The organism is Plantactinospora sp. B5E13, assembly GCF_039871775.1.
GTDB lineage: Bacteria > Actinomycetota > Actinomycetes > Mycobacteriales > Micromonosporaceae > Plantactinospora.
Genome location: NZ_JBDPLT010000006.1, coordinates 41535 through 61936, shown reverse-complemented (window position 1 = coordinate 61936; position 20402 = coordinate 41535). Strand labels below are relative to the sequence as shown.

At 72.8% G+C, this 20402-nt stretch carries 18 protein-coding genes; 8 read left to right on the top strand and 10 right to left on the bottom strand.

The annotated features are described in order from the left end of the window. Nucleotides 1-7 precede the first annotated feature (7 nt). The 3 genes from ABGB05_RS07765 to ABGB05_RS07755 form a co-directional block, all read right to left on the bottom strand. Nucleotides 8-769 (bottom strand): SDR family NAD(P)-dependent oxidoreductase, encoded by a 762-nt coding sequence (locus ABGB05_RS07765; RefSeq protein ID WP_347652504.1) that lies wholly within the window; start codon nt 767-769, stop codon nt 8-10. A 125-nt stretch (nt 770-894) separates the two neighbouring features. Beyond that, nucleotides 895-1734: a helix-turn-helix transcriptional regulator gene (locus tag ABGB05_RS07760; RefSeq protein ID WP_347652643.1), complete on the bottom strand. Its 840-nt coding sequence runs from the start codon at nt 1732-1734 to the stop codon at nt 895-897. 365 nt (nt 1735-2099) lie between these two features. Next, on the bottom strand, nt 2100-2336 hold the full coding sequence (locus ABGB05_RS07755; RefSeq protein WP_347652503.1) for a DUF397 domain-containing protein: 237 nt from the start codon (nt 2334-2336) through the stop codon (nt 2100-2102). Between the two features lie 466 nt (nt 2337-2802). On the opposite strand from ABGB05_RS07755, the gene ABGB05_RS07750 reads away from it, so the two are divergent. Both ABGB05_RS07750 and ABGB05_RS07745 read left to right on the top strand, forming a co-directional pair. Continuing rightward, nucleotides 2803-3702, top strand: a complete 900-nt coding sequence (locus tag ABGB05_RS07750) for a GGDEF domain-containing protein (RefSeq protein ID WP_347652502.1) — start codon at nt 2803-2805, stop codon at nt 3700-3702. Nucleotide 3703: 1 nt separating this feature from the next. Then, a complete protein-coding gene (locus tag ABGB05_RS07745) occupies nt 3704-3985 on the top strand; it encodes a hypothetical protein (protein WP_347652501.1) in 282 nt (93 codons plus the stop codon). A 69-nt stretch (nt 3986-4054) separates the two neighbouring features. On the opposite strand, the gene ABGB05_RS07740 is transcribed toward ABGB05_RS07745, so the two are convergent. Further along, nucleotides 4055-4453 (bottom strand): hypothetical protein, encoded by a 399-nt coding sequence (locus ABGB05_RS07740; RefSeq protein ID WP_347652500.1) that lies wholly within the window; start codon nt 4451-4453, stop codon nt 4055-4057. Nucleotides 4454-4671: 218 nt separating this feature from the next. Here ABGB05_RS07740 and ABGB05_RS07735 point away from each other — a divergent pair, with 218 nt between their 5' ends. The 5 genes from ABGB05_RS07735 (at nt 4672) to ABGB05_RS07715 (ending at nt 10092) form a co-directional block, all read left to right on the top strand. Next, nucleotides 4672-5613 (top strand): hypothetical protein, encoded by a 942-nt coding sequence (locus tag ABGB05_RS07735; RefSeq protein ID WP_347652499.1) that lies wholly within the window; start codon nt 4672-4674, stop codon nt 5611-5613. Nucleotides 5614-5618: 5 nt separating this feature from the next. Further along, nucleotides 5619-7205: an asparagine synthase-related protein gene (locus tag ABGB05_RS07730; protein ID WP_347652498.1), complete on the top strand. Its 1587-nt coding sequence runs from the start codon at nt 5619-5621 to the stop codon at nt 7203-7205. 111 nt (nt 7206-7316) lie between these two features. Beyond that, entirely contained in the window at nt 7317-8504 is a 1188-nt protein-coding gene (locus tag ABGB05_RS07725; protein WP_347652497.1) for a hypothetical protein, read from the top strand. 246 nt (nt 8505-8750) lie between these two features. Then, nucleotides 8751-9344, top strand: coding sequence for a response regulator transcription factor (locus tag ABGB05_RS07720; protein ID WP_347652496.1), 594 nt, complete (start codon nt 8751-8753; stop codon nt 9342-9344). A 142-nt stretch (nt 9345-9486) separates the two neighbouring features. Then, nucleotides 9487-10092, top strand: a complete 606-nt coding sequence (locus tag ABGB05_RS07715) for a response regulator transcription factor (RefSeq protein ID WP_347652495.1) — start codon at nt 9487-9489, stop codon at nt 10090-10092. A gap of 31 nt (nt 10093-10123) precedes the next feature. Here ABGB05_RS07715 and ABGB05_RS07710 read toward each other — a convergent pair whose 3' ends face one another. The 6 genes from ABGB05_RS07710 to ABGB05_RS07685 form a co-directional block, all read right to left on the bottom strand. Beyond that, entirely contained in the window at nt 10124-11605 is a 1482-nt protein-coding gene (locus tag ABGB05_RS07710; protein WP_347652494.1) for a carbamoyltransferase C-terminal domain-containing protein, read from the bottom strand. 19 nt (nt 11606-11624) lie between these two features. After that, nucleotides 11625-13484, bottom strand: a complete 1860-nt coding sequence (locus ABGB05_RS07705; RefSeq protein WP_347652493.1) for an ABC transporter ATP-binding protein — start codon at nt 13482-13484, stop codon at nt 11625-11627. After that, nucleotides 13481-15340 (bottom strand): ABC transporter ATP-binding protein, encoded by a 1860-nt coding sequence (locus tag ABGB05_RS07700; protein WP_347652492.1) that lies wholly within the window; start codon nt 15338-15340, stop codon nt 13481-13483. The genes ABGB05_RS07705 and ABGB05_RS07700 overlap by 4 nt, the downstream gene beginning before the upstream one ends. Nucleotides 15341-15416: 76 nt before the next feature. Beyond that, a complete protein-coding gene (locus ABGB05_RS07695; RefSeq protein ID WP_347652491.1) occupies nt 15417-15542 on the bottom strand; it encodes a SapB/AmfS family lanthipeptide in 126 nt (41 codons plus the stop codon). Between the two features lie 29 nt (nt 15543-15571). Beyond that, entirely contained in the window at nt 15572-18340 is a 2769-nt protein-coding gene (gene lanKC, locus ABGB05_RS07690) for a class III lanthionine synthetase LanKC (RefSeq protein ID WP_347652490.1), read from the bottom strand. A gap of 656 nt (nt 18341-18996) precedes the next feature. Next, nucleotides 18997-19203 (bottom strand): hypothetical protein, encoded by a 207-nt coding sequence (locus tag ABGB05_RS07685; protein ID WP_347652489.1) that lies wholly within the window; start codon nt 19201-19203, stop codon nt 18997-18999. 282 nt (nt 19204-19485) lie between these two features. On the opposite strand from ABGB05_RS07685, the gene ABGB05_RS07680 reads away from it, so the two are divergent. Continuing rightward, nucleotides 19486-20325, top strand: coding sequence for a methyltransferase domain-containing protein (locus ABGB05_RS07680; RefSeq protein WP_347652488.1), 840 nt, complete (start codon nt 19486-19488; stop codon nt 20323-20325). Nucleotides 20326-20402 lie beyond the last annotated feature (77 nt).

Sequence of the window (20402 nt, the reverse complement as noted above, 5' to 3'; positions counted from 1 at the left end):
CGGCAGGTCAGCCGTAGCGTTCGGCGAGCCGGCGGTAGGTGCCGGGCAGGGTCGCCCGGACCATGATCGGTAGGTACATCCAGCGCGGCAGGCACACCTCGTGCCGGCCGGTGAACATCCCGGTCAGCAGGGCTGCGGCCGCCTGGTCCGGGGTGACCGGTCGGGGCCGCCGTCGCGGGTACGGACGCCCACGCCGGTCGAAGAACGGCGTGTCGACCACCGCCGGTACCAGTTCGGTGACCACGATGCCCCGACCCGTCGTCTCCTTGCGGAGGCTGTCGGCGAAGACACTCAGTCCGGCCTTCGTCCCCGCGTACACCGCTTCCTCGCGTACGCCGAGCCGGCCGGCGATGGAACCGACGAAACCGAGATGCCCGGCACCCCGGGACAGCATGCCGGGCAGGATGGCGCGGGAGAGCAGCATCGGGGCGGTCAGGTTGGCCGCGACCAGGGCCCGGATCTGACCGTCGGTCATCCCGGTCAGCGGACCGGCCCAGCCCTGACCGGCGTTGTTGACCAGGATGTCCACCCGTCCCGCGACGTCGAGCACCCGGTCGGCGAGGGCCGCGGTCAGTTCCGGGTCGGTGAGGTCGCACGGGATCGCCGTACCTGCGGCGGCGTCGGCGACGGCGGCGAGCCGGTCGGGGTCGCGGCCGGTGACGAAGACCCGCGCTCCGGCGGCGGCCAGCCGGGTCGCCGCCGCCGCGCCGATGCCGGAGGAAGCCCCGGTGACCAGGGCGACTGTGCCGTCGAGTCGACGTGCTCCCATACCGGTAGTGTGGCGCATCCGGTGCCGGTGAACCGGCCGCAGCGCCGAACCGTCCGGCGATCCCGGCGGCGGGATGGGGTCGTGCCACGGCGCCGTGTTCCGCCGGCGGGCCCGGCCAACCGGGTTCAGCCGGTCGTGGCGTCGAGGTCGTCCAGCACGCCGCGCAGGAAGTCCGGGGCCTTGGTCGGTGGATCGGCCTCGACGCAGAGCCGTTCCATCGCCGCGGCGTAGTAGTCCACGTCGTCGCGTTTGTCGAGGTAGAGCGCGCTGGTGAGTTGTTCCATGTAGACCACGTCCGGCAGTTCCTGGTCCGGGAACCGCAGCAGGCTGAACGCGCCGCCGGCGCCGGCGTGTCCGCCGGCCCGGAACGGGATGACCTGCACGGTGACGTTGGGCAGCCGGCTGGCCTCGATCAGGTACTCGACCTGTCCCCGCATCACGTCGAGGCCACCGATCGGCCGGCGCAGCGCCGCCTCGTCCACCACCACCCACAGGTGCGGCGCGTCGGGGCGGTGCAGGATCTTCTGCCGGTCCATCCGGAGGTTGACCCGGCGTTCGATCTCCTCCGTCGGGGACCCGTCGTGGGCGAGCAGGACGACGGCCCGGGCGTAGTCCCGGGTCTGCAGCAGACCCGGGACGTACTGGACCTCGTATGTCCGGATCAGGGTGGCGGCGGCCTCCAGGCCGAGGTACGACTGGAACCAGTGGGGCAGTACGTCTCCGTACCGGTGCCACCACCCGGGATTGTTGGCCTGCCGGGCCAGGGCGAGCAGCGCGGCGCGTTCGTCCTCGTCGGTCACCTGGTAGAGGGTCAGCAGGTCCGCGACGTCGCGCTCTTTGAATCCCACCCGGCCCAGCTCCATCCGGCTGATCTTGGATCCGGACGCCCTGATCTCCCAGCCCGCGTCGTCGCGGCTGACGCCGGTGGCCTCACGCAGCTTGCGCAGCTGGCTGCCGAGCAGGATGCGGAGCACGGTCGGCCCGCCGGCGGCGCCGCCCTCGAGGGCCGACCCGGTGGAAAGGGCCGTTTCGCCGTCGGACGCCGCCTCTCCGCCGTGGGCCGATCCACGTCCGGACCGTGCAATCGTCACGTGCCGCCTCCGCATGCTCGACGCAGCCCGCCGAGGCTGGGCCAAGTCCGTCGGTAAGCATGCCATGGCCGGAGGGTGAGGAGGAAAGACCCCGGGGCTGATTTCCACCCGTCCGATCGGTCGGCCGGAGGCGGTGGTCGAACCGACCGGGAAGGATCGGGTCCGGGTTGCCGGTGTGGCGCCGCTCCGCGTCGGCGTTCGCCGGTCGGGACGTGCCGCCGTGGACGGCGGTGTGCCTGCTACGGGATCAGGTGGTCGAAGTCGCCGTCCCGGGCGCCGAGGATGAAGGCCACGATCTCGTCCGTGGTGTAGATCAGTGCGGGCCCGTCGGGGTCCCGCGAGTTCCGGATCGCCACGCCGGCACCGCCGGGCAGCTGGGCCATCTCGACACAGTTGCCGCTCGGATTGCTCCGGCGGCTCTTCTGCCAGGTCACGGTCGGCAGCTCGTGGGTGGACATGCCGTTGTAGGTGTTCATCGCCAGTCTTTCTGGAGGATCCCGGAAGGGCGGTGGGGAAGGCGTCGCGAAGCCTGGTGTGGTGCCGATTCCTCCCCGTGACGCGTCCTGAGTCATGACGGTGAACCGTCGACAGTCGCGCGTGCATGACCATCTGCACGTGCATCCGCTCTTGCGTCTGCACCTGACAGCGAGCATGATAGTGCCTGTACGGGTGTGTCCGTTTGTTCACTTTTGGTGACGGGGGCGGGGGACCATTGCTGGCGAGCCGGGGAAGTCGGAACGGGGTCGTCGATTCCCACCTGCGCTGCGGCCTGCGGCGATGGGCGTCAGCGCACCGCAACGGTCCGGTTTCCGCGCGTGCCGGGAGGGGCGAACTTCGATCACTGATAGTGATCAACGACCGGGTGTCGGTGGCCACCGGACACGGGTTCGGCGGTCCGTACGACGCGTCGCCGAGCCGGACCGTGTGAGGGGAACGGCCACTGTGGACCCGCTCACCCTCGCGGCCGGCGCCGCCGCGGTCGCCGGATTCGGCGCCGCCTGGGGCATGCGCAGCCGGGTCCGCACCGTGCAGGCCGAGGTGGCACGGCTCCGTGAGGAACTGCAGGCGGAGCGGCACGCCGCGACCCACGACCCACTCACCGGACTGCCCAACCGGCGAGCGTTCTATCAGCTCGGTGGCGCGCTGATGGCCGACCCCCGGCGACCTCCGCTGGTCGCGGTGCTGCTCGACGTCGACGACTTCAAACAGATCAACGACCGGTTCGGACACGCCGTCGGTGACCAGGTACTGATCGCCGTGGCCTGGCGGTTCGCGGCGTACGCCGGCAACACCACGGCGTACCCGGGGAACGGCACGGGTCACCCGGGGCGGGCCACGGCCCATGCCGGGCGCGGCGCGGCCTGCGTCGGCTCCGGCGCGGGCCAGGTGGGAAACGGTCCGGCGTACGTCGGCAGGAGCCTGGTGGCCCGGCTCGGCGGCGACGAGTTCGCGGGTCTGCTGGTCGGTGTGCAGGGTGACGGACGCTGGCTGGGTCAGACGGCGCGACGACTCGCCGAGCTCGTCTCCGCGCCGATCCAGCTGGCGGAGCGGGATCTCCGGGTGACCGCGTCGATCGGGGTGGCGCCGGTGCACGGTCGCGCGCAGCTCGCCGACGTGCTCGATCTGGCCGACGCCGCGATGTACCGGGTGAAGACCGAACGGGCCCGGATCGCCGGCGGCAGGCGGGGCCCGCGTCCCGTCGCCCCGCCGGCGCCCGGGCACGACCCGGCCATGATCCGGACCGGTCTCCCGGACCGCCCGGAGGACCGAATGCCGGACCTGCCCGGTCCACACCGGGAACTGATCGAGACGACACCGGCCGCCGAATCAGGAGGACAGTGAGATGCCAGTCCCCACCGTGGATCCGCACCGACGCGATCCCGCCGAGATCGATCCCACCGCCAGCTACCGACCCACCGACCCGGTCTGGGTCTACCGGGCGGGCACCTGGCGGGCCGGAGTGGTCGAGGCCGCGTCGGCGCTCGCCGCCACGGTCACCTACCGTCCGAACAGCGCCCGGGGCACCGGTGTCGACACCCTGACCGCGCAGTACATGATCCGCCGGGCCGACCCGGATCCGCTGCTCGACGCCGGGCCGAACCTCAGGATCCCCGCCCGGCGCTGAGCGGGCGGCAGCGGTTCCATCGGCGCCGGGAGCTCCATCGGCCGCGGGTCGGCGTGGCTACGGAGGTTGTCACCGGCGTTGCCGCCCAAGGTACGCGCCGAGTCCGGCCACCAGTCCGGTCCCGAGCGCGGAGCCGACGGCGACCAGGACGGCGCCGACCGGCCACAGCCCGTCGGAGTTCCGGGCGGTGACGGCGCTGACGACGAACGACGCGGTCAGGGCGGCCGGCACCACCAGGGTGGCCAGCCAGGGGTGGCCACGCCGGCCGGCCTCGAAGGTGAGTACGGCGAGGACCACGCCGAGGCCGAGAAGCTGCCACGCCTGGTACGGGCCGGTCTCGGCCCCGGTCGCCGGGTCGACGTCGCGTTCCCGGTCCCAGCCGAGGAGCGCCCAGTAGGCGGCGAGGGTGACACCGCCCAGGAGGACAGTCCAGAGTGGTAGGGAGCCCGGGCTCCGAGGTTCGGTCATGCTGTCGACCCTCCCGCGATCGGACCTGTCGGGCACGAGTATCCCTACTCACCTCCGGTACCGCAGGTCCGGACCGGCGGGAGATCCCTCCGGCCGTACCCCTCGCCCGACAATACGAATGCCGCTAATCGGAATAATCCGCGTTTTGTGACTTACCCGGTGTTACCGTGCCAATCAGCGGCGCTGTCTGCACCACATCGAAGCCGGGGGAGTCGGACATGCCTAGCCACGAGGTCGCCCGGGACGGCGATTCCCGGACGGTGACCGACGGGAGGCGGCCCGACGAAGCCGTCCACGTCTCCCTGTCGGAACTGGTCAGATACCGGGCGGCGGTGGCGGACCTGCTCCTGGAGGTGGCGACCCACCCCGGACGTGACGATCTGCCCAAGCTGGAGACCGTGCTGACCGAGCGGCTGGCCGGCCCGGAGATCAGCGCGGTGCTCCGCCGCCTGCCGGGTGGCGCCCTCGACGCCGAGGCGCGACTTCGACTCGAGGTCCGCGACTACCGACCGAACAACCGAGGGCCGGCCCGCGACCTGACCGCGCTGATCCGGATCTACCTGCTCAGCCGGATCGACGTGATGTGGTGGGGGCACCTGCCCGGATACCGGACGGACGTGGAGTTGCGCGACTCGCCGGAGTTGATCGACCTCGAGTCGTTGCGGCGGGGCGGTCTGCTCCGGTTCCGGTACCGCAGGCAGAGCGACCATCCGCTGATCCGGACGACCCGTGCGGTGGAGCGTCGGATCTGGCCGCACCGCCGACCGCCGGGTGCCGGCCTCCGGTCCACCTGCACCCGACCGGAGGCGGTGGCGCTGCTGAACCAGCTCGCGGTCGACCTGGCCGGGCGACGTACCGGCCCCACCCCGCCGCTGTGGGTGACCAGCCTGGCCCGCAGCCTCGAACACCAGCACCGGCTCCGGGCGCTGGGGTACGCCGCGATGCTGCCCAGCGGCCACTGCCTGGGGTACGCGATGGACGTGGAGATGGCCTGGTTCCGCCGGTTCGACGCGCACGGCGTACTCGCCGCCCTGCTGCGCGAACGCCAGGGCTGGGGGGACGTCAACGTGATCGACGAGGGGCAGTCCTGGCACATCTGCGTCAGCCCGCGCGCGGCCATCCGGTTGCGCCGTGACTTCCTGACCGCACTCGGGGGTTGATCGACATGTCCGGCATCGCGATTGTCCTCGGCCCCGGCGCCGACCGGGCCGGTTTCCACCGCATGCTGGCGAGCCTGGCGCCGCGCGGCGACCTCGCGGAGACCCGGCTCCAGCCCGACCTGTTGGCCGGCGTGCAGCGGCTGCGGATCGTCGACCGGGAACGCGCCCGACAACCGTGGTGCTCGGCCGACGGTCGTTGGCTGCTTTGCTACAACGGCGAGGTCTACAACCACCGGGACCTCGCCGTCGAGTTGACCCGACTCGGCCACCGGCTGCGTACCGAGAGCGACACCGAGGTGGTGCTGGAGGCCTTTCTGGCGTGGGGTCCGGCCGCGATCGGGCGGCTGCGTGGCGACTTCGCCCTGGTCGTCGCGGACACCGTCACCGGGCGGGTCTACCTGGCCCGGGACCCGCTCGGGGTCAAACCGCTCTACTGGTCGCGCCACCTGCGCCGGCTGCACCTGGCCTCGGAGGTCAAGGCGCTGGTACCGCTCGGCGCGACGATCCACGAGGTGCCACCGGGACACCACGGCTGGGCCGACGCCGAGCGTGGTCCGGACCTGGTGCCGTACGTGGATCTCGGCATGTTCGGGGCCGGTCGACCGGCGATCACCGACGCCGTCGAGGCGGCCCGACTGCTCCGTGCCGCGCTGCGGGACAGCGTCCAGGCCCGGGTCGCGACCGACCTCACCGTGGGCGTGAACCTGTCGGGCGGTCTGGACAGCGCGCTCACCCTGCTGCTCGCCCGCCAGCTGCATCCCGACTGCGTGGCGTTCACCGTCGGTGCCCCGGACAGCGAGGACCTGAGGTACGCCCGTCGGCTCGCCGCCGAGCTGGGGGTGCACCATGAGGTGATCGAGGTACGGCCCCGCGACATCGGTCGCGACGAGGTCCGGGAGGCGATCCGGATCTCCGAACTGACCGGGTACGGGGACATCATCAACGCCGTCGTCTCCGTGCCGCTGTTCCGTCGGATTCGCGACCTCGGGGTCCGGGTGGTCCTCACCGGCGACGGCGCCGCCCAACTCCTCGGCGGCTATCCGACCTACCACCAGGTCAACCCGGAGGCGGCCGGGCGGCTTTTCCGGCACCGGATCGGGAACCTCGGTCGGACCGAGCTGCAGCGGGTCGACCGGGTCGGCCTCGCACACGGGGTGGAGGCGCGGCTGCCGTTCCTCGACCCGGCCGTGCTCGACGTCGCGGCCCGGCTGTCGAGAGAGCTGAAGATCCGGCACGGCCAGGAGAAGTGGATCCTCCGGTACGCCTTCGCCGATCTGTTGCCGGACTATCTGCGCGACCGGCCGGGAAGGCCGATGTCGTACGCCTCGGGACTGCACGAGCGAATCCGCCTCCACCGACCGTCCTTCGCCCGGCACTACCGCTCGTTCGGATACGACCTGTGGGCGCCGATGCGCCGGGACTTCGACACGGTGCTCGTCCGGTGCGGTCACGACCTGGACCGGGCGTTGGCGGAGGACCGGGTCGGCCCGCACTATTCGATGTTCGAACGTGCCCGGGATCTTGCCGACGCCGCGCGGTGGAACGTCGCGCCGGTCGTCCGCCGACTGACCGGTTCGGCCGGCCGGGGCTGAGCGGTTCCGTCGTCCTTCCCGCGAGCCGCGACCAGGCTCACCACATGCGGCGTGATAGACACGGCGTTACGCTTTCGTACCTGTCCGCCTCATCGAAGGGTCTCTCTCGACATGGCAGCGGTGTCAGCAGCGCGGCGTCTGGCGGCGCGGTTCGGGCGGGCCGGTGGTCCGGTCGCCCGGATGCTGGCCCGGCTCGTCATGCTGGCCGGCTGCGCGGTGGTCGGTTTCCTCGCCTTGGCCATGCTGGACGGGTCCGCGTCCGCCGACGACCGTTCCCACCGGGACGGTCGGAACGGACTGCTCGACCGGGTGGTCGACGCGGAGCCCCGGCTCACCCGCCGGCTGTCGGACCAGCTACCGCCGCCGACCGTGGACCGCAGACCTCCGGTACGCGTCCCGGACCGTGCCCGTGTCCCGGGGCCGGGGCCGACCCTCGACCGCAGGTCGCCGGTACGGACACCGGAGCGGAAGCCGTCGGCACCGGCACCCGATCGGACCCCCTCCGTACCGACACCCGATCGGACCCTCTCCGTACCGGCGCCCGACCGGGTGCCGGCGGTACGGACAACCGACCGGGCACCGGCCGGACGACTTCCGGTGCGGGACGTGCCGGTAAGAGTCCCGGATGGGGATCTGACCAGCTTACTGCTGGACACCGGCGCCACCCTGGTGTTCGCCGTCCGGTCCGTGGACGACGTCGTGGCCGCGCCGGCGAGCGCCGTACCACCGCTGCCGGCGGCGGTGCCGAGGCTGCTGACGGCGGTGCCGAGGCTGCTGACGGTGGTGCCGACCGCGGCGACGGTGGTGGATCCCGTGGTTTCCGGTGCGACCGGCGTGGTCGGCAGGCTGCTGCCCGGCCTACCGACGACGGCTGCCGGCCCCGGACTGCGTCGCCACGACGTGATGCTGCTCCAGCGGGCCGGTCCTGTCGGTCCCGAGAGCCCATGCCCTGACGCGGTGGTGCCGCTCGGACCGGCGGCCGGGACCGGACCGGACCCGGCGCCGCCGGCTGGGCCGACCTGGCGGCTCGCGGCCGAGGCGGACGTTCCGGGCCCGGCCGCCACGCCCCGTCGTCCGGCCGGGGACCCCGCACCCGTCACCCCCGTTCCGCCACGCCGGCCGGACGGTGTCGGCCCCAGCGGTCAGCGGGTCGGTCAGGCGGGCGGCGGGGCCGGTCAGGCGGTGACGCTGCCGGCGGGGGCCGGCTGTTGTACCCCGCCTCGCGCGGATCCGACACCCCCGCACATCGACGCGTACGGCGCCGGTCGCTGGCCCGCCGTACCCGCGCTGCCCGGCTGACCCGGCCGCTGACCGCCCTCGGCGTCCGGGGCTGTCATCCCTCCGTCGAGTCCTTCCGGTGACCCGGAGGGTGTACGGAGTTCTTCCACCGATCGCACGGCGTCGGCCGTCGGCGCATCCGACGGCCCGGTCGACGGTGGCGCGTTCGTCGAGCTCGTGATCAGTACCACCCGGACGCACCGGGTGGATACCGAGGTTGTCGCAAGGCTTGGGTACCCAGATCGGAGTGACCTCATGATCCGCGTGGTGATCGTGGAGGAAATGGGTCTGTTGCGGGGCGCGTTACGCGCGATGTTGTCGAGTGAGGAGGACCTGGAGGTGGTGGCGGACCTCCACGAGTCGGGTGACCTGGTGGCACTGGCCCGTACGCGCCGACCGGACGTGGTCGTGGCCGACCTGGACCTGCCGGGGGTCGACATGCTGGCGGTGCTGGCGCGGCTCGCCGTGGAGGCGCCGGACAGTGCGGTGCTGACGTTGAGCGCCCAACTGACCTCGGAGGTGTTGCAGCGGGCGCTGCGGGCGGGCGCGCGGGGAGTCGTCGACAAGAACGTGCCCCCGGGCGAGCTGACCCGGCTGGTCCGCGCTGTCGCGGCCGGTGAGCGGGTGGTCGACCCCGGCGCCGCGGTGGCCGCGCTGATGCCCGTCGAGGGTCCGTTGACCGAGCGGGAACTCGAGGTGTTGCGGATCGTCGCGGAAGGACTGCCGTTGAAGGAGATCGCCCGTCGGTTGTTCCTCGCTCACGGCACGGTACGGAACCACCTGTCGGTGATCATGCGTAAGACGGGGACGCGGAACCGCCTGGAGGCGGTCCGACAGGCGCAGCGCGCCGGCTGGCTCTGACCGCCGACGCCACGCTGTCGGGTGCCGCCGACCGGGCCGGTCCGGGCCGGATCGACGGCGCGCGGCTGCTCCAACAGGCGCGTCCCAGGTACTCGTGTTTGAATGTTTACGCGTAGTGATCTCGTGATGACAAGTGGCAGGGGTGAACGTGATTCGGACGCTGCTCGCGTTGAACGGCGCTCTCATCCGTGGCGCGCTGGCCTTCGTACTGACCACTCAGGAGGACATCGAAGTCGTCGCCGAGGTGGAGCGGGCCGAGGACATCGCCCCGGCACTGCGGGCGCAGCGTCCCGACGTGGCGGTCGCGGACGTCAAACTCTTCGGCGCCGGTGTGCTCTCCGGACGGAACGTGGCCGCCGAGCCGCCACCGGTGCTGGTGCTCGTCGATCCGCGCCGGCCCCGGATGCTCGGGGAGGCGCTGCGGGCGCAGTGTCAGCGGCTCGGTTTCCTCGGCAGCGACGTCGCACCGCAACGACTTGTCGACGCGGTACGGCAGCTCGCGAACGGCGGCTCCGTCGTCGACGCCGACCTGGTCGTGGCGGCGTTGAACCGGGACAACCCGCTGACGCCACGCGAACTGGAGGTACTGGAGATCGCCGCCGAGGGGTGGCCGGTTCGGGAGATCGCCAGCAAACTCTCCCTGTCGCCGGGAACCGTCCGCAACCATCTCTGCAGGATCGGGGGCAAGACCGGGGCCCGGACCCGGATCGAGGCGGTCCGGATCGCCCGGGAGCGGGGCTGGGTCTGATCCGTGCCGGGAGCGGGCCCGCCCGACCTGCCTACAGCACCGGTACGCCGGTCCGGTCGGCGAACCAGCGGGCCTGTTCCCGGTCGTTGACCAGCGGCTCGCCCTTCAGGTTGAGACTGGTGTTGAGCAGCATCGGGCAGCCGGTGCGCCGCTCGAACTCCCCGAGCAGGTCGTACAGGCCGGGGTGCTGATCGCGGGTCACCGTCTGGACCCGGCTCGTACCGTCGACGTGCACGATGCCGGGAAACGCCCGCGGGTCGCGGCACCGGGCGGTGAACTGCATGTACGGCGACGACCGCACCGGCATGTCGAAGTAGCGGTCGGCGAGTTCCTGCCGGATCACCGGTGCGAACGGCCGGAAGGGTTCCCGTCCCTTCACCCGGTTGACCCGGTCCCGGCTGTCCCCGGGGCGCGGGTCGGCCAGCAGTGACCGGTTGCCCAGCGCGCGGGGGCCGAACTCGGCCCGGCCGCGGGCCACCCCGACCGGCCCGCCGGCGTCCAGTGCCGTGGCCAGTTCCGCGACCGGGTAGTCCCCGGGGATCAGGGTGCCGAGGTACGGCCCGGACCAGCGGAGCTGGCGGCCGAGGAGCGCGGCGGCCGCGCCGAGACTGGAACCGGCGTCACCGGGGTTCGGCATCAGGGTCACCCGGTCGAAGCCGGAGTGCCGGGCCAGCACCTCGTTGACGACGCAGTTGAGCCCCAGCCCGCCCATCACGGTCAGCGTGTCGCCCGGCACCCGGTTCCGCAGCCAGCGGGCCGCCGTGAGCAGGACCTCCTCCGTCACCACCTGGATGCTCGCGGCCAGGTCCGCCGGGTCGGCGGAGGGCTGCCAGTCTCCGATGCCCCGGTGCACGTTGCGACGCAGCCGGAAGGTGGGCGGGGTCAGCGCGATCAGTTCCTCCTTGATCCGGTCGACGTGACGGGGCCGACCGAGCGCGGCCAGGCCCATCACGATGAACTCCTCCTCGTTCGGGGTGAAACCGCAGCGCCGGGTGAAGGCGCTGTAGAGCAGGCCGAGACTGTGCGGGTAGCGGCAGCGGGCGTACACCTGGTGACGGCCGTCGCGGAACTCGCCGAGGGTCAGCGTCTCGAACTCGCCGATCGCGTCGGCGGTGAGTACGGCGGTCCGCGCCGTCCCGCTGGTGAAGTGACCGGCGGCGGCGTGCGCGTGATGGTGTCCGACGTGGTGGACCGGCACGCCGCGCAGTTCGGGCAGGCCGAGTCGGGCCAGGTAGCGCCGGGGCAGGTCGGTGCGGGACACCGCGTGGCGGAGCTGCCCGGCCCGGAGGTGTCGGAGCTTTTTGCGCAGCGGACGTTCGTACCAGGCGACCACGTCCGGACGTCCCCAGGAGAGGGCCTCGGCGAGCAGGCCGGGGGCGAGCTCCGGGTCGTTCTTGCGGCGAGAGTAGCGTTCGGCGTGCCCGGCGAAGAGGATCTCGTCGTCCCGGACGACGCAGGCCGCGGCGTCGTGGGAGAGGGCGCTGAGCCCGAGCACCTGGGTCAGTCTGCTCACCACCGATACCCGGCGACAATTATCGAAGAGAGTCTATCTGCTCCGGGTCGGCCCGGGAACCGTCGATTCGAGCCGTCGACTCCGTTGCCGGTCCCGAGTGCGGTGGCGCCGCGTCCGTCGGCCCCGCCGGAGCGCCCCGCCAGTGACCGACCAACTCCCGGTAGGTCGCCGAGCCGGCGAGCAGTTCGTCGTGCCGTCCCGACCTCGGACGGCCGCCGTCCAGCACCAGGATCCGTCGGGCCCGCAGCGCGGAGCTGATCCGGTGCGCGACCACCACCAGCGCACCGGGCCGGGCCGCGAAGGCGAGCTCCACTCTCGCCTCGGCGGCCGGATCCAGGTGGCAGGTCGCCTCGTCGAGAATCACCAGGGGGGCGGGGGAGAGGTAGGCGCGGGCCGCCGCGACCAACTGCCGCTCACCGGCCGACAGCGTGCCGGGGTCGAGCGTCGCGGCCAGGCCGCCGACCCGGTGCACCAACGGCCCCAACCCCAGCCGGTCCACCACGGCCGACAGGTCGGCGTCCGGTGCGTCCGGACACAGGTAGCGGAGGTTGTCCCGCAGGGTGCCGGTGAAGACGTACGCCTCCTGCGGGATGAGCACCCGACGTGCGGCCAGGCCGGCCGGACCGCTGCCGTCGACCGGTGACCCGCCCAGCCGGACCGTGCCGTGTTGCGGCCGGAGCAGCCCGGTGAGCACCGCGGCGAGGGTGGACTTCCCGGCGCCGCTCGGCCCCACCACAACCAGGTGGTCCCCGTCGGACAGGGTCAGGTCGAGGTCGTCGAGCACCGGCCGGGCGTGCGTGCCGTACCGGAAACCGACCCCGACGAGTTCGGCGTGCGGCGTCGGACCTGTCCCCGGCGATCCGATCGGTGCCACCGCCGGTGGCGCGTCGTCGGCCTCCCCCGCCAGGCCGGGGGACGTCGGCGGGCCCGGTCGTGCCGTCGCGGCGAGGATCCGGTCCAGGGTCACCGCATACCGCAGTCCGCCTCCGGCGATCCCCTGGACCAGCGCGTGCAGCGCCGGTTGCAGGCCGGTCGCGACGTACACCAGGGCGCCGAGCACGGCGCCGGCGGTGAGTCCGGACCGGACCAGCCACGGCGCGGCGAGCAGCAGGACCGCCAGCGGTAGCCAACCACCGACGGCCAGGCTCAGGCTGCGCAGCGCGGCCATCCTGGCCAGCGCCCGCTCGGCCGCCTCCTGCCGGTCCACCTGCCGGCCCACCCGCTCGGCGACAACCTCCTGCCCGCCGCAGGCGGTCACGTCCCGGTGGCCGGTCAACGCGGCGCCGGCCTCGGTGCCGAGCAGTTCGTCCGCCCGGACGTACGCCCGCTGCCGACCGATCATCGCGGGCAGGGTGGCGGCGAACAGCAGCAGACCGACGGCCAGCGGCACGGCGACCACCGCCGCGACGAGCGGGGTCAGCGAGAGCAGCCCGAGCAGCGCCGCACCGGCGGTGAAGAGGAAACCCCGGACCACCATGACCAGACCGGCGAAGGTGTCCCGGACGATCTCCACCTGGTGGGTCAACCGGGCCACCGCGGCGGTGTCCGGGCGGGCCCCGGCGCTGGTCGAGTGGTACAGCGCACCACTGACCACCCGGTGCGCCAGGTCGTCGCGGACCGGTTCGACGATGTCACCGAGGCAGGCGTACGCCCGGAGGGTGCCGACCGCGCCGACCCCGATCGCGGCGGCGAGCAGCGCGAGCCAGGCCAGTCCGACGCCGGGCCGACCCGCCAGGAAACCGTGGTCCACGGCGCGGGCGGTCAGTTGACCGGCGAGCAGCGCCGGCAGCGCCTCGGCGGCCGACCACGCCGCGAGCCGGCCGAGCGGGCGGCGTCGACGGCGCAACGCCCCGGTGGTGAACCGGAGAACTCCACTCACCGGATCACCTCCACCGTCCCACCCGTTGTCCCGGACGCCGCCGGCTCCGGGCGGTCCGCCGACAGTTGCGTGGTCGGCCGGTCAGATGCCGGCTCCGGGCCGGGGCGCTCCGGCGCCGGGCCGGGCTGGAAGACGGCCCGGTAGGCCGGGTCCTGCCACAGCTCCCGGTGCCGACCGACGCCGCGCAACCGTCCACCGTCGAGCCAGGCCACCAGGTCGGCGGCGGCGGCGGTGGCCGCCCGGTGGGTCACCACCAGCCGGGTACGACGATCCCGCTGCGCCGTGACGGCCCGGGTTATCCGGTGCTCGGTGGCGGTGTCCAGACTCGACGTCGCGTCGTCCAGGATGAGCAGCCGGTCGGCGAGCAGAGCACGGGCCAGACCCAGCCGTTGCGCCTCACCGCCGGACATCGGCGTGTCGACGAGCCGGGTGGCGTACCCGTCGGGCAGTCGCTCGACGAAGTCGTGGATGGCGGCGGCCCGGGCCACGCCGGTGAGCCGTGCCGTCGGCGCCGGGGGCCGCGGTCCGGCCGGGTGTCCGTGCTCGGGTCCGTCCGGGTGTCGGTCCCCGGGGCCGGCCGCGCCGAGGAGGATGACGTCGGCGACGGTGTCACCGATCAGGACCGGACGTTCGAAGCCGTACCCGACGGCGCGGCGGAGTACCCGGCGGCGCAGCCGACGCAGCGGCACCCCGTCGAGCAGCACCTCGCCGGCGTCCGGGTCACGTAGCCGTCCGGCGACCGCGGCCAGGGTGGACTTGCCCGCGCCGGAGGGACCCACCACGGCCACCGTGGCACCGGGCGGCACCCGGAGGTCGACGGCGTCCAGCACCGGTCGGCCGTCGTCCGTACAAACCGTCACACCGTTCAACAGCAACGCGCCGGGCCCGGGCGGCAGGGTCGCGGTACCGTACGCCAGCACCGGTTCGGTGAGCACCGTCGCGACCCGGTGCGCGCCCGCCCTGGTGCGGATCAGCCGGTTCAGCGTGGCGACCACCGCGCCGAGCCCGGCACCGAGCGCGGCGTACTGCAGCGCCGCGAAGAGCTGTCCCGGGGTGAGTCGGCCCTGCGCCACCGACCAGCCGCCGACCGCGACGACCGCGAGCTGCAGCAGCGGTGCGATCGCCGCCGTCCGGGCGGAGGCCCGGGCCAGCGCCGCCCAGGTACGGGTGCCGTGCCGGCCCAGTTCGGGCAGCGGTGTCAGGATCCGGTCGATCTCGACGTCGACGGCGCCGGCGGCGGCGATGGTACGGGCGCCGTGCAACGCCTCCGACAGTCGTCCGGCGATCCGCCCCTGCGTCCCGAGATAACCGGCCGCCGCGGCGGACGCGTCGGTGAGGAAGGTCCGCAGCCCGAGGGCGAGCACCAGCAGCCCGGCGACAAACGTCGCGGCGAGACGCCAGTCGAGCAGGGCGAGCGCGATGACGCTGCCCAGCGAGGGGAGTGCGGCGGTGAGGCCGAGGACGACGGTGGCCCCGACCTGGCCGGCATCGGCGGCCTGCCCGACGAGCCGTCCGATCAGGTCGCCGACCGGGTGCCGGGCGGCGGCGCGCGGGTCGAGGGCGAGCAGGTGTCGGAGGAGGTGGTGGCGCAGTCGGGCGGTGGCCCGGGCGGTGCCCGTACCGGCGGCCAGGTTGCTCAGCGTGTCGGTGGCGACGAGCACCACCACCAGGCCGCAGGCGACCAGCGGCCATGAGGGGTCGGTCTCGCCGAGCGCGGCGTCCACGGCCAATCCGAGCGCCGCGGGGAGTAGCAGTTCGGCCCCCGCACCGAGGAGCGCGACGATCGCGAGGATGCCGGTCCAGCCGCCCCCGTACCGGATCGCCCGGCGGAGCAGCCGGTCGCCGTCGTTGGGCATCGCATCACGCTCCCGGTCACAGGGGGTTGCCCTGGGTGGGCACGTTCACCCACCCAGGGCCCCGGACGCACACTGCTCAGTTGCAGGTCGTCACGGACAGCGAGCTGTCGCCGCAGAGCAGCAGGCTCGCGCGGCTGCCGCCGCCACCGCCGCCACCGGTGCGGTCGGTCAGCTCCATGCCCTGAAGGTCGAGAAGCGCCATGGTGTACACCTCCCCTCGAGGTATCGGTTTCATCGTGCCCCCCGCTCGCGCGGGGGGAGCTGGGTCGCGCCGGTGAGCGGCGCGAGGAACGGCAGCGTCGTCGAACGGCCGCCCCGGGCCGCCCCGGTGGCGAGCAGGACGCCCGCCGTGCCGGTGGCGAGGTCCATCGACAGCCGCAGCAGCTGCTCGCCGGGGAAGGCCAGGAACCCCCGGTACGGCATCGCGTGCCAGGCCAACCGGGACACCTGGCGGTGCAGCTCGGCCCGGTCGGCGGCCGTGGTGCGATCGGTGTCGGCACCTGTCGTGCCGGTCCCGCGGGTGTTGCCCGATGGGGTGCCGGCCAGGGTGTCCGCCCCGGTTCCGGGGTCCGCACCGTCGACCCGGGCGGCCAGGTAGGCGATGATGCCGGCCCGTCCGGCGAACAGGCCGGACTGGGCGTAGAAGGGCGCCCGGGCCGCCTGCCGGATGGCGTCGGCCGAGGCCACCAGGTCGGGTTCCGGGCGGTGCCGCAGGTACTGGTCGAGGACGATGCCGATGCCGACACTGCCGTGGGCCAGGTACGGCATCGTCCGCCAGCCCTCGTTGACCTCCAGCGCGCCGTCCGGGCGCAGTACGCACCGGCGCAGGTCGTGCCGGAGCGCGGCACCGGCCCGGTCGAGCAGCGTACGGTCACCGGTCAGCTCGTACAGTCGGACGAACATCAGGGCGGGGCCGCTGCGTCCCCGGGTCAGGCCGGCGTACGGGTGCTGCCCACCGCTGATCTCCGGCCCGGTCACCGGGCCGACGCTGTCCGGGTCGTCACCGTCCGGTCCGGCCGGTGACACCGGCTCGCCCAGCCGTTCGGCGACCAGTTCGGCGGCGCGCCACGCGGCGTCCCGCAGCCCCGGTTCACCGGTGCGTCCGGCGAACTCGGCGAGGTTGAGCGCGATGCCGGACAGTCCGCTGACCAGGTCCGGCCCGAGTTCCTGCCAGGGTTCCCGCAGGCAGATCTCGAGTACGTCGAGGGCCTCCTGTCGCCGGCCGAGACCGTCCAGGGCGTACGCGACCCCGTGCAGTCCGTCCCAGAACCCGCAGCGGGTGCCGGAGGTCGGGTTGAGGGCCCGGGTCACCAGCCAGTCCACGTGTCGTTCGTCGGGCTGCCCCGCCCCGGTGACCCGCAACGCGTGCAGTACGCCCGCGGCGCCGTACCCGAGGTTGAGTCCGCCGGTGCGGAACTGGTCGATGTCGCCGGGGAAGAGCCGGTCGTCGCGGTCGGGCGTGGCACTGGCCAGGATCGCCCCGGCGATCCGGTTCCGCAGCTCGGGCCAGCTCTCCTCGCCGGCGCCGAACGGTTCCGCGCCGGGCACCGGCCGGGCGACCGGCCCGCGGGAGACCGCCGAGCTGGAGACCGCGGCGCCGCTGATCTCCTCGACCGCCCGGTCCAGGAAGTCGCGCGGGACGGGGAAGTGCGCCGAGATGATGTCGGCGAAGTGGGCGGCCTTGGTCGGGGCGAGCCGGACCAGCGGGGTCAGCGGCAGGAACAGCGCGAGCCGCAGGCAGGCGAGGGCGTACCGGTCCACGGCGGACCCGGTCCGGTCGCGGGGAGCGGCGAAGCCCTGGTTTCGCAGGGCGGGTCGGGTCGCCTCGCCGACCGGCGCGGCGACCTCGAAGTCGACCAGGGTCACCCGGTCGTCCGGCCCCACCATGATGTTGAACAGGTGCAGGTCGCCGTAGACGACGTCGTGCGCGGTGATCGCGTCGACGATCCGTTCGACCTGTTCGTGGATCCGTATCGCCCAGTCGGTGTAATCGGCGAGTTGCCGGTCCGTGGCGTCGGGGTCCACCAGCGGGTACCGCTCGACCAGCAGCTTGTTCAGCGCGCGGCCGTCGATGTACTCGAGGGCGAGGAAGTGGTGGTCGCCGAGGGTGAACTGGTCGTGCACCCGGGCCACCTGGGGTACGTCGGCGAGTCGGCGCAGCATCTCCGCCTCGCGGTGCAGCCGGGTCACCGCGTCCCTGCCGTCGGCGTCCAGGCCGGCGTGCGGGCGGGCCTCCTTGAGCACGACCTGGGTGTCGGTCCGCAGGTCGCGGCCGACGTAGAGGCCGCCGCCGTTCGAGAAGTGGATGACCCGTTCGATCCGGTACGGCAGGTCGGTGGTGGAGACGGCACCGCGGGCGGCGACGTGCGGCTCGAGGAAGGCGGGCGGCTCCACCCAGTCGGGTACGTGGAACACCGGGTCGCGACGGTCCGGCACCAGTGTGCCGGTGTTGTCCTCGATCGCCGGTACCACCTGACCGTCGTCGGAGAGGCAGTAGCGCGCCGCGAAGCCACCGTAGCGGACGTAGACCGGGCCGGCGCCGTAGCGCAGGTCGCTGAGGATGTACGGGCCGACCTCGCCGTCGAGTCGCTCGGCGAGTTCCTTGCAGGCCAGCTCGAGTTCGGCCTCGTCCCGGGGGTAGACGGTGACGAACTTGCCACTGGAGCCGCGACGGGCGTACTTCGAGTTGCGCAGCAGCAGCATCCGGGGGCCGCGGAGGAACTTGAACGAGAGGCCGCGAGGTACGCAGTAGTCCCAGACGCTCTCCAGCACCCGCTCGGCGTTGGCCAGACCGGCCGAGACGTGGATCTTCCAGCCCTGCTGCGGCAGCGATCCGTCCTCGGGTCCGTAGATGAACCAGTCGTCGCTCGGCTCGCGGCGCCAGCCCGTCGGTACGGGCCGGTCGGCCACGGCGAAATCGTCGGTGACGGCGGTGGTGGTGCTGAGGGAGTCGTAGAACAGCGGGTCGACCGCGCAGTAGGCGTCGTATCGTTCGTCCATTGTCCCGGCTCCTCGGTTGCTACCTGGGGACCTCTGTTTCATCGACGCATCCGAGTCTCCTTGGCGGCTCCGAGTTGTTACTAGTGTGTTAAGTCATCCTCCGGCGTGCGTCCCGCACGGGTACTTATGACAAATGTCAGGGCGAGCGATTGATTGATGTTGACCTATATAGACATGTCCGGAAAGTGTGCCTGACGCCGAGTCGTGCGACTGTTCTTCCGTCATCCGCGGGTCGGGGTGCGCCGGGTCCACGAATGTGAATATGAATGGCCCTACGAGGGCCTTCCGCTGGGATGGTGAAGTATGGGCGAACTGCCCTGCGGCCTGCGGGATAAGCCGTACCCGACCGGGTGCGAGGCGCCCGGCAGGACGAGGTGGCGGTGATCGTCCACATCGTCAGGAAATGACGAGGCGAATAGCCCTCGGATTTGTTCGGTGGCCTCCGACGAGACCGGTGTGCCGGCTCACGTCCGATGTCGAACATCCTTCACCGGCTGGCCGCCCGGTCGATATCGGCCGTTCATCCGAGCGGTATGCGCAGTTCGGTCAGCGGCCCCGACAAACACGAACACCCCCGCTGTCCGGGTACCGGTTCCAACGGAATCGGTACGGACCGCGGGGGTGGGCGCGGCGGGCCGGCAGGTGCGGCCCCGCGTTCACTGTGAGGGCTGCGGCACCTCGCACTCGATCTCCGGGTTGAGGCCGACGTAGTTCAGCGGTCCCGCGATGATGGTCACCACCGTGGTGCCCGCCTCGGCGCAGTTGTTGTTGTCCCGGTCGAAGTAACCGCGCTGCCCGGCGGCGATGGCTCCGATGATCAGCCAGATCACCACGATCACGCCGCCTATCGATCCGTAGCGCACGATGGCCTCCTCGCAGGGGAACGGGATCGACAGCCGGTGGCCCCGCCGACTGTCGACGGCCCTGATACCCGGTGCGGTGGGCCCGGCAAACGTGGTGCTGGTCGGCAGGGTGGCGGTCGACCGAGCGTCCGGACCCGGGTCGGCACGGCAGGTCGACCGACTCGCCGTGCCGGTGCCACGCCACCGGGGCGGATCCGCCGCCCCGGCCGGCCCGCGTGTTTCCATGTGGACCAGGAGGCGTACCGGAGGGGTCGGCGCCGGCGGGAGGACGGGGGAGGACCGATGCGGGAGTCAGCGCCCCGACCCACCCCGCCGACCGCCGAGGCCGACGGGCGGCTCGTCAACCGGCACCGCTACGGCGACGGCGGCGCGGTGCACCGGTACGTCGCCGACCCGTACCACCGGGTCCGTCGGGAACTCGCGATCCGGATGCTGCTCGACGGGCTCCGGTCGGATGACGACGTCGGCGTCGCGCCGGCCCCGGACGCCACGCCGAACCGGGACGCCCGGAACGGCCGACCGGTGAGCCGGACGCCGAGCACCCGGGTCACCGGCCGCCCGGTGCTCGAACTCGGGTGCGGGCCGGTGAGCATGCTGGCCGACGTACCGGATCCGCCCTGGCCGGCGGTGGTCGCGGACCTGGCCCTCGACGTGGTCGTGGCGGCCCGCCGACCTGCCGTCGGCGCGCTCTGCCTGGACGCCACCCGCCCCTTCCCGCTGCGGACCGGCACGCTGGCCGGCGTGCTGATGGGGGAGCTGATCGAGCACGTCTACGACCCGCTCGCGTTGCTGCGGGAGTGTCGCCGGGTGCTCGCCCCGACCGGGCTGCTGGTGCTGACCACACCGAACCTGGCGGCGTTGCAGGACCGGCTCACGTTCCTCTTCGGCCGGGCGCCCCGACAGGTCAACCCGGCCCACCCCTACCTCTGGATGCACATCCGCCCGTTCACCGTGTCGCTGCTGGGCGACGTGCTGCGGCGGGCGGGGCTGGAACCGGTCCGGGTCCGGTCCAACTACGTCGGCTGGCGGATGCGCGGCGGGCGGTGGGTGAAGTCGCGCACCCTGGCCCGGCTGCTGCCGGGACTCGGCGGCTCGCTGGTGGTGGCCGCCCGACCCCGGTGAAATACCACCATCCATAATGGTTCGTTACCGATTGACCTGCGACTATCATGAGTGGATCGTCGTCGGGCGGGGAGTGA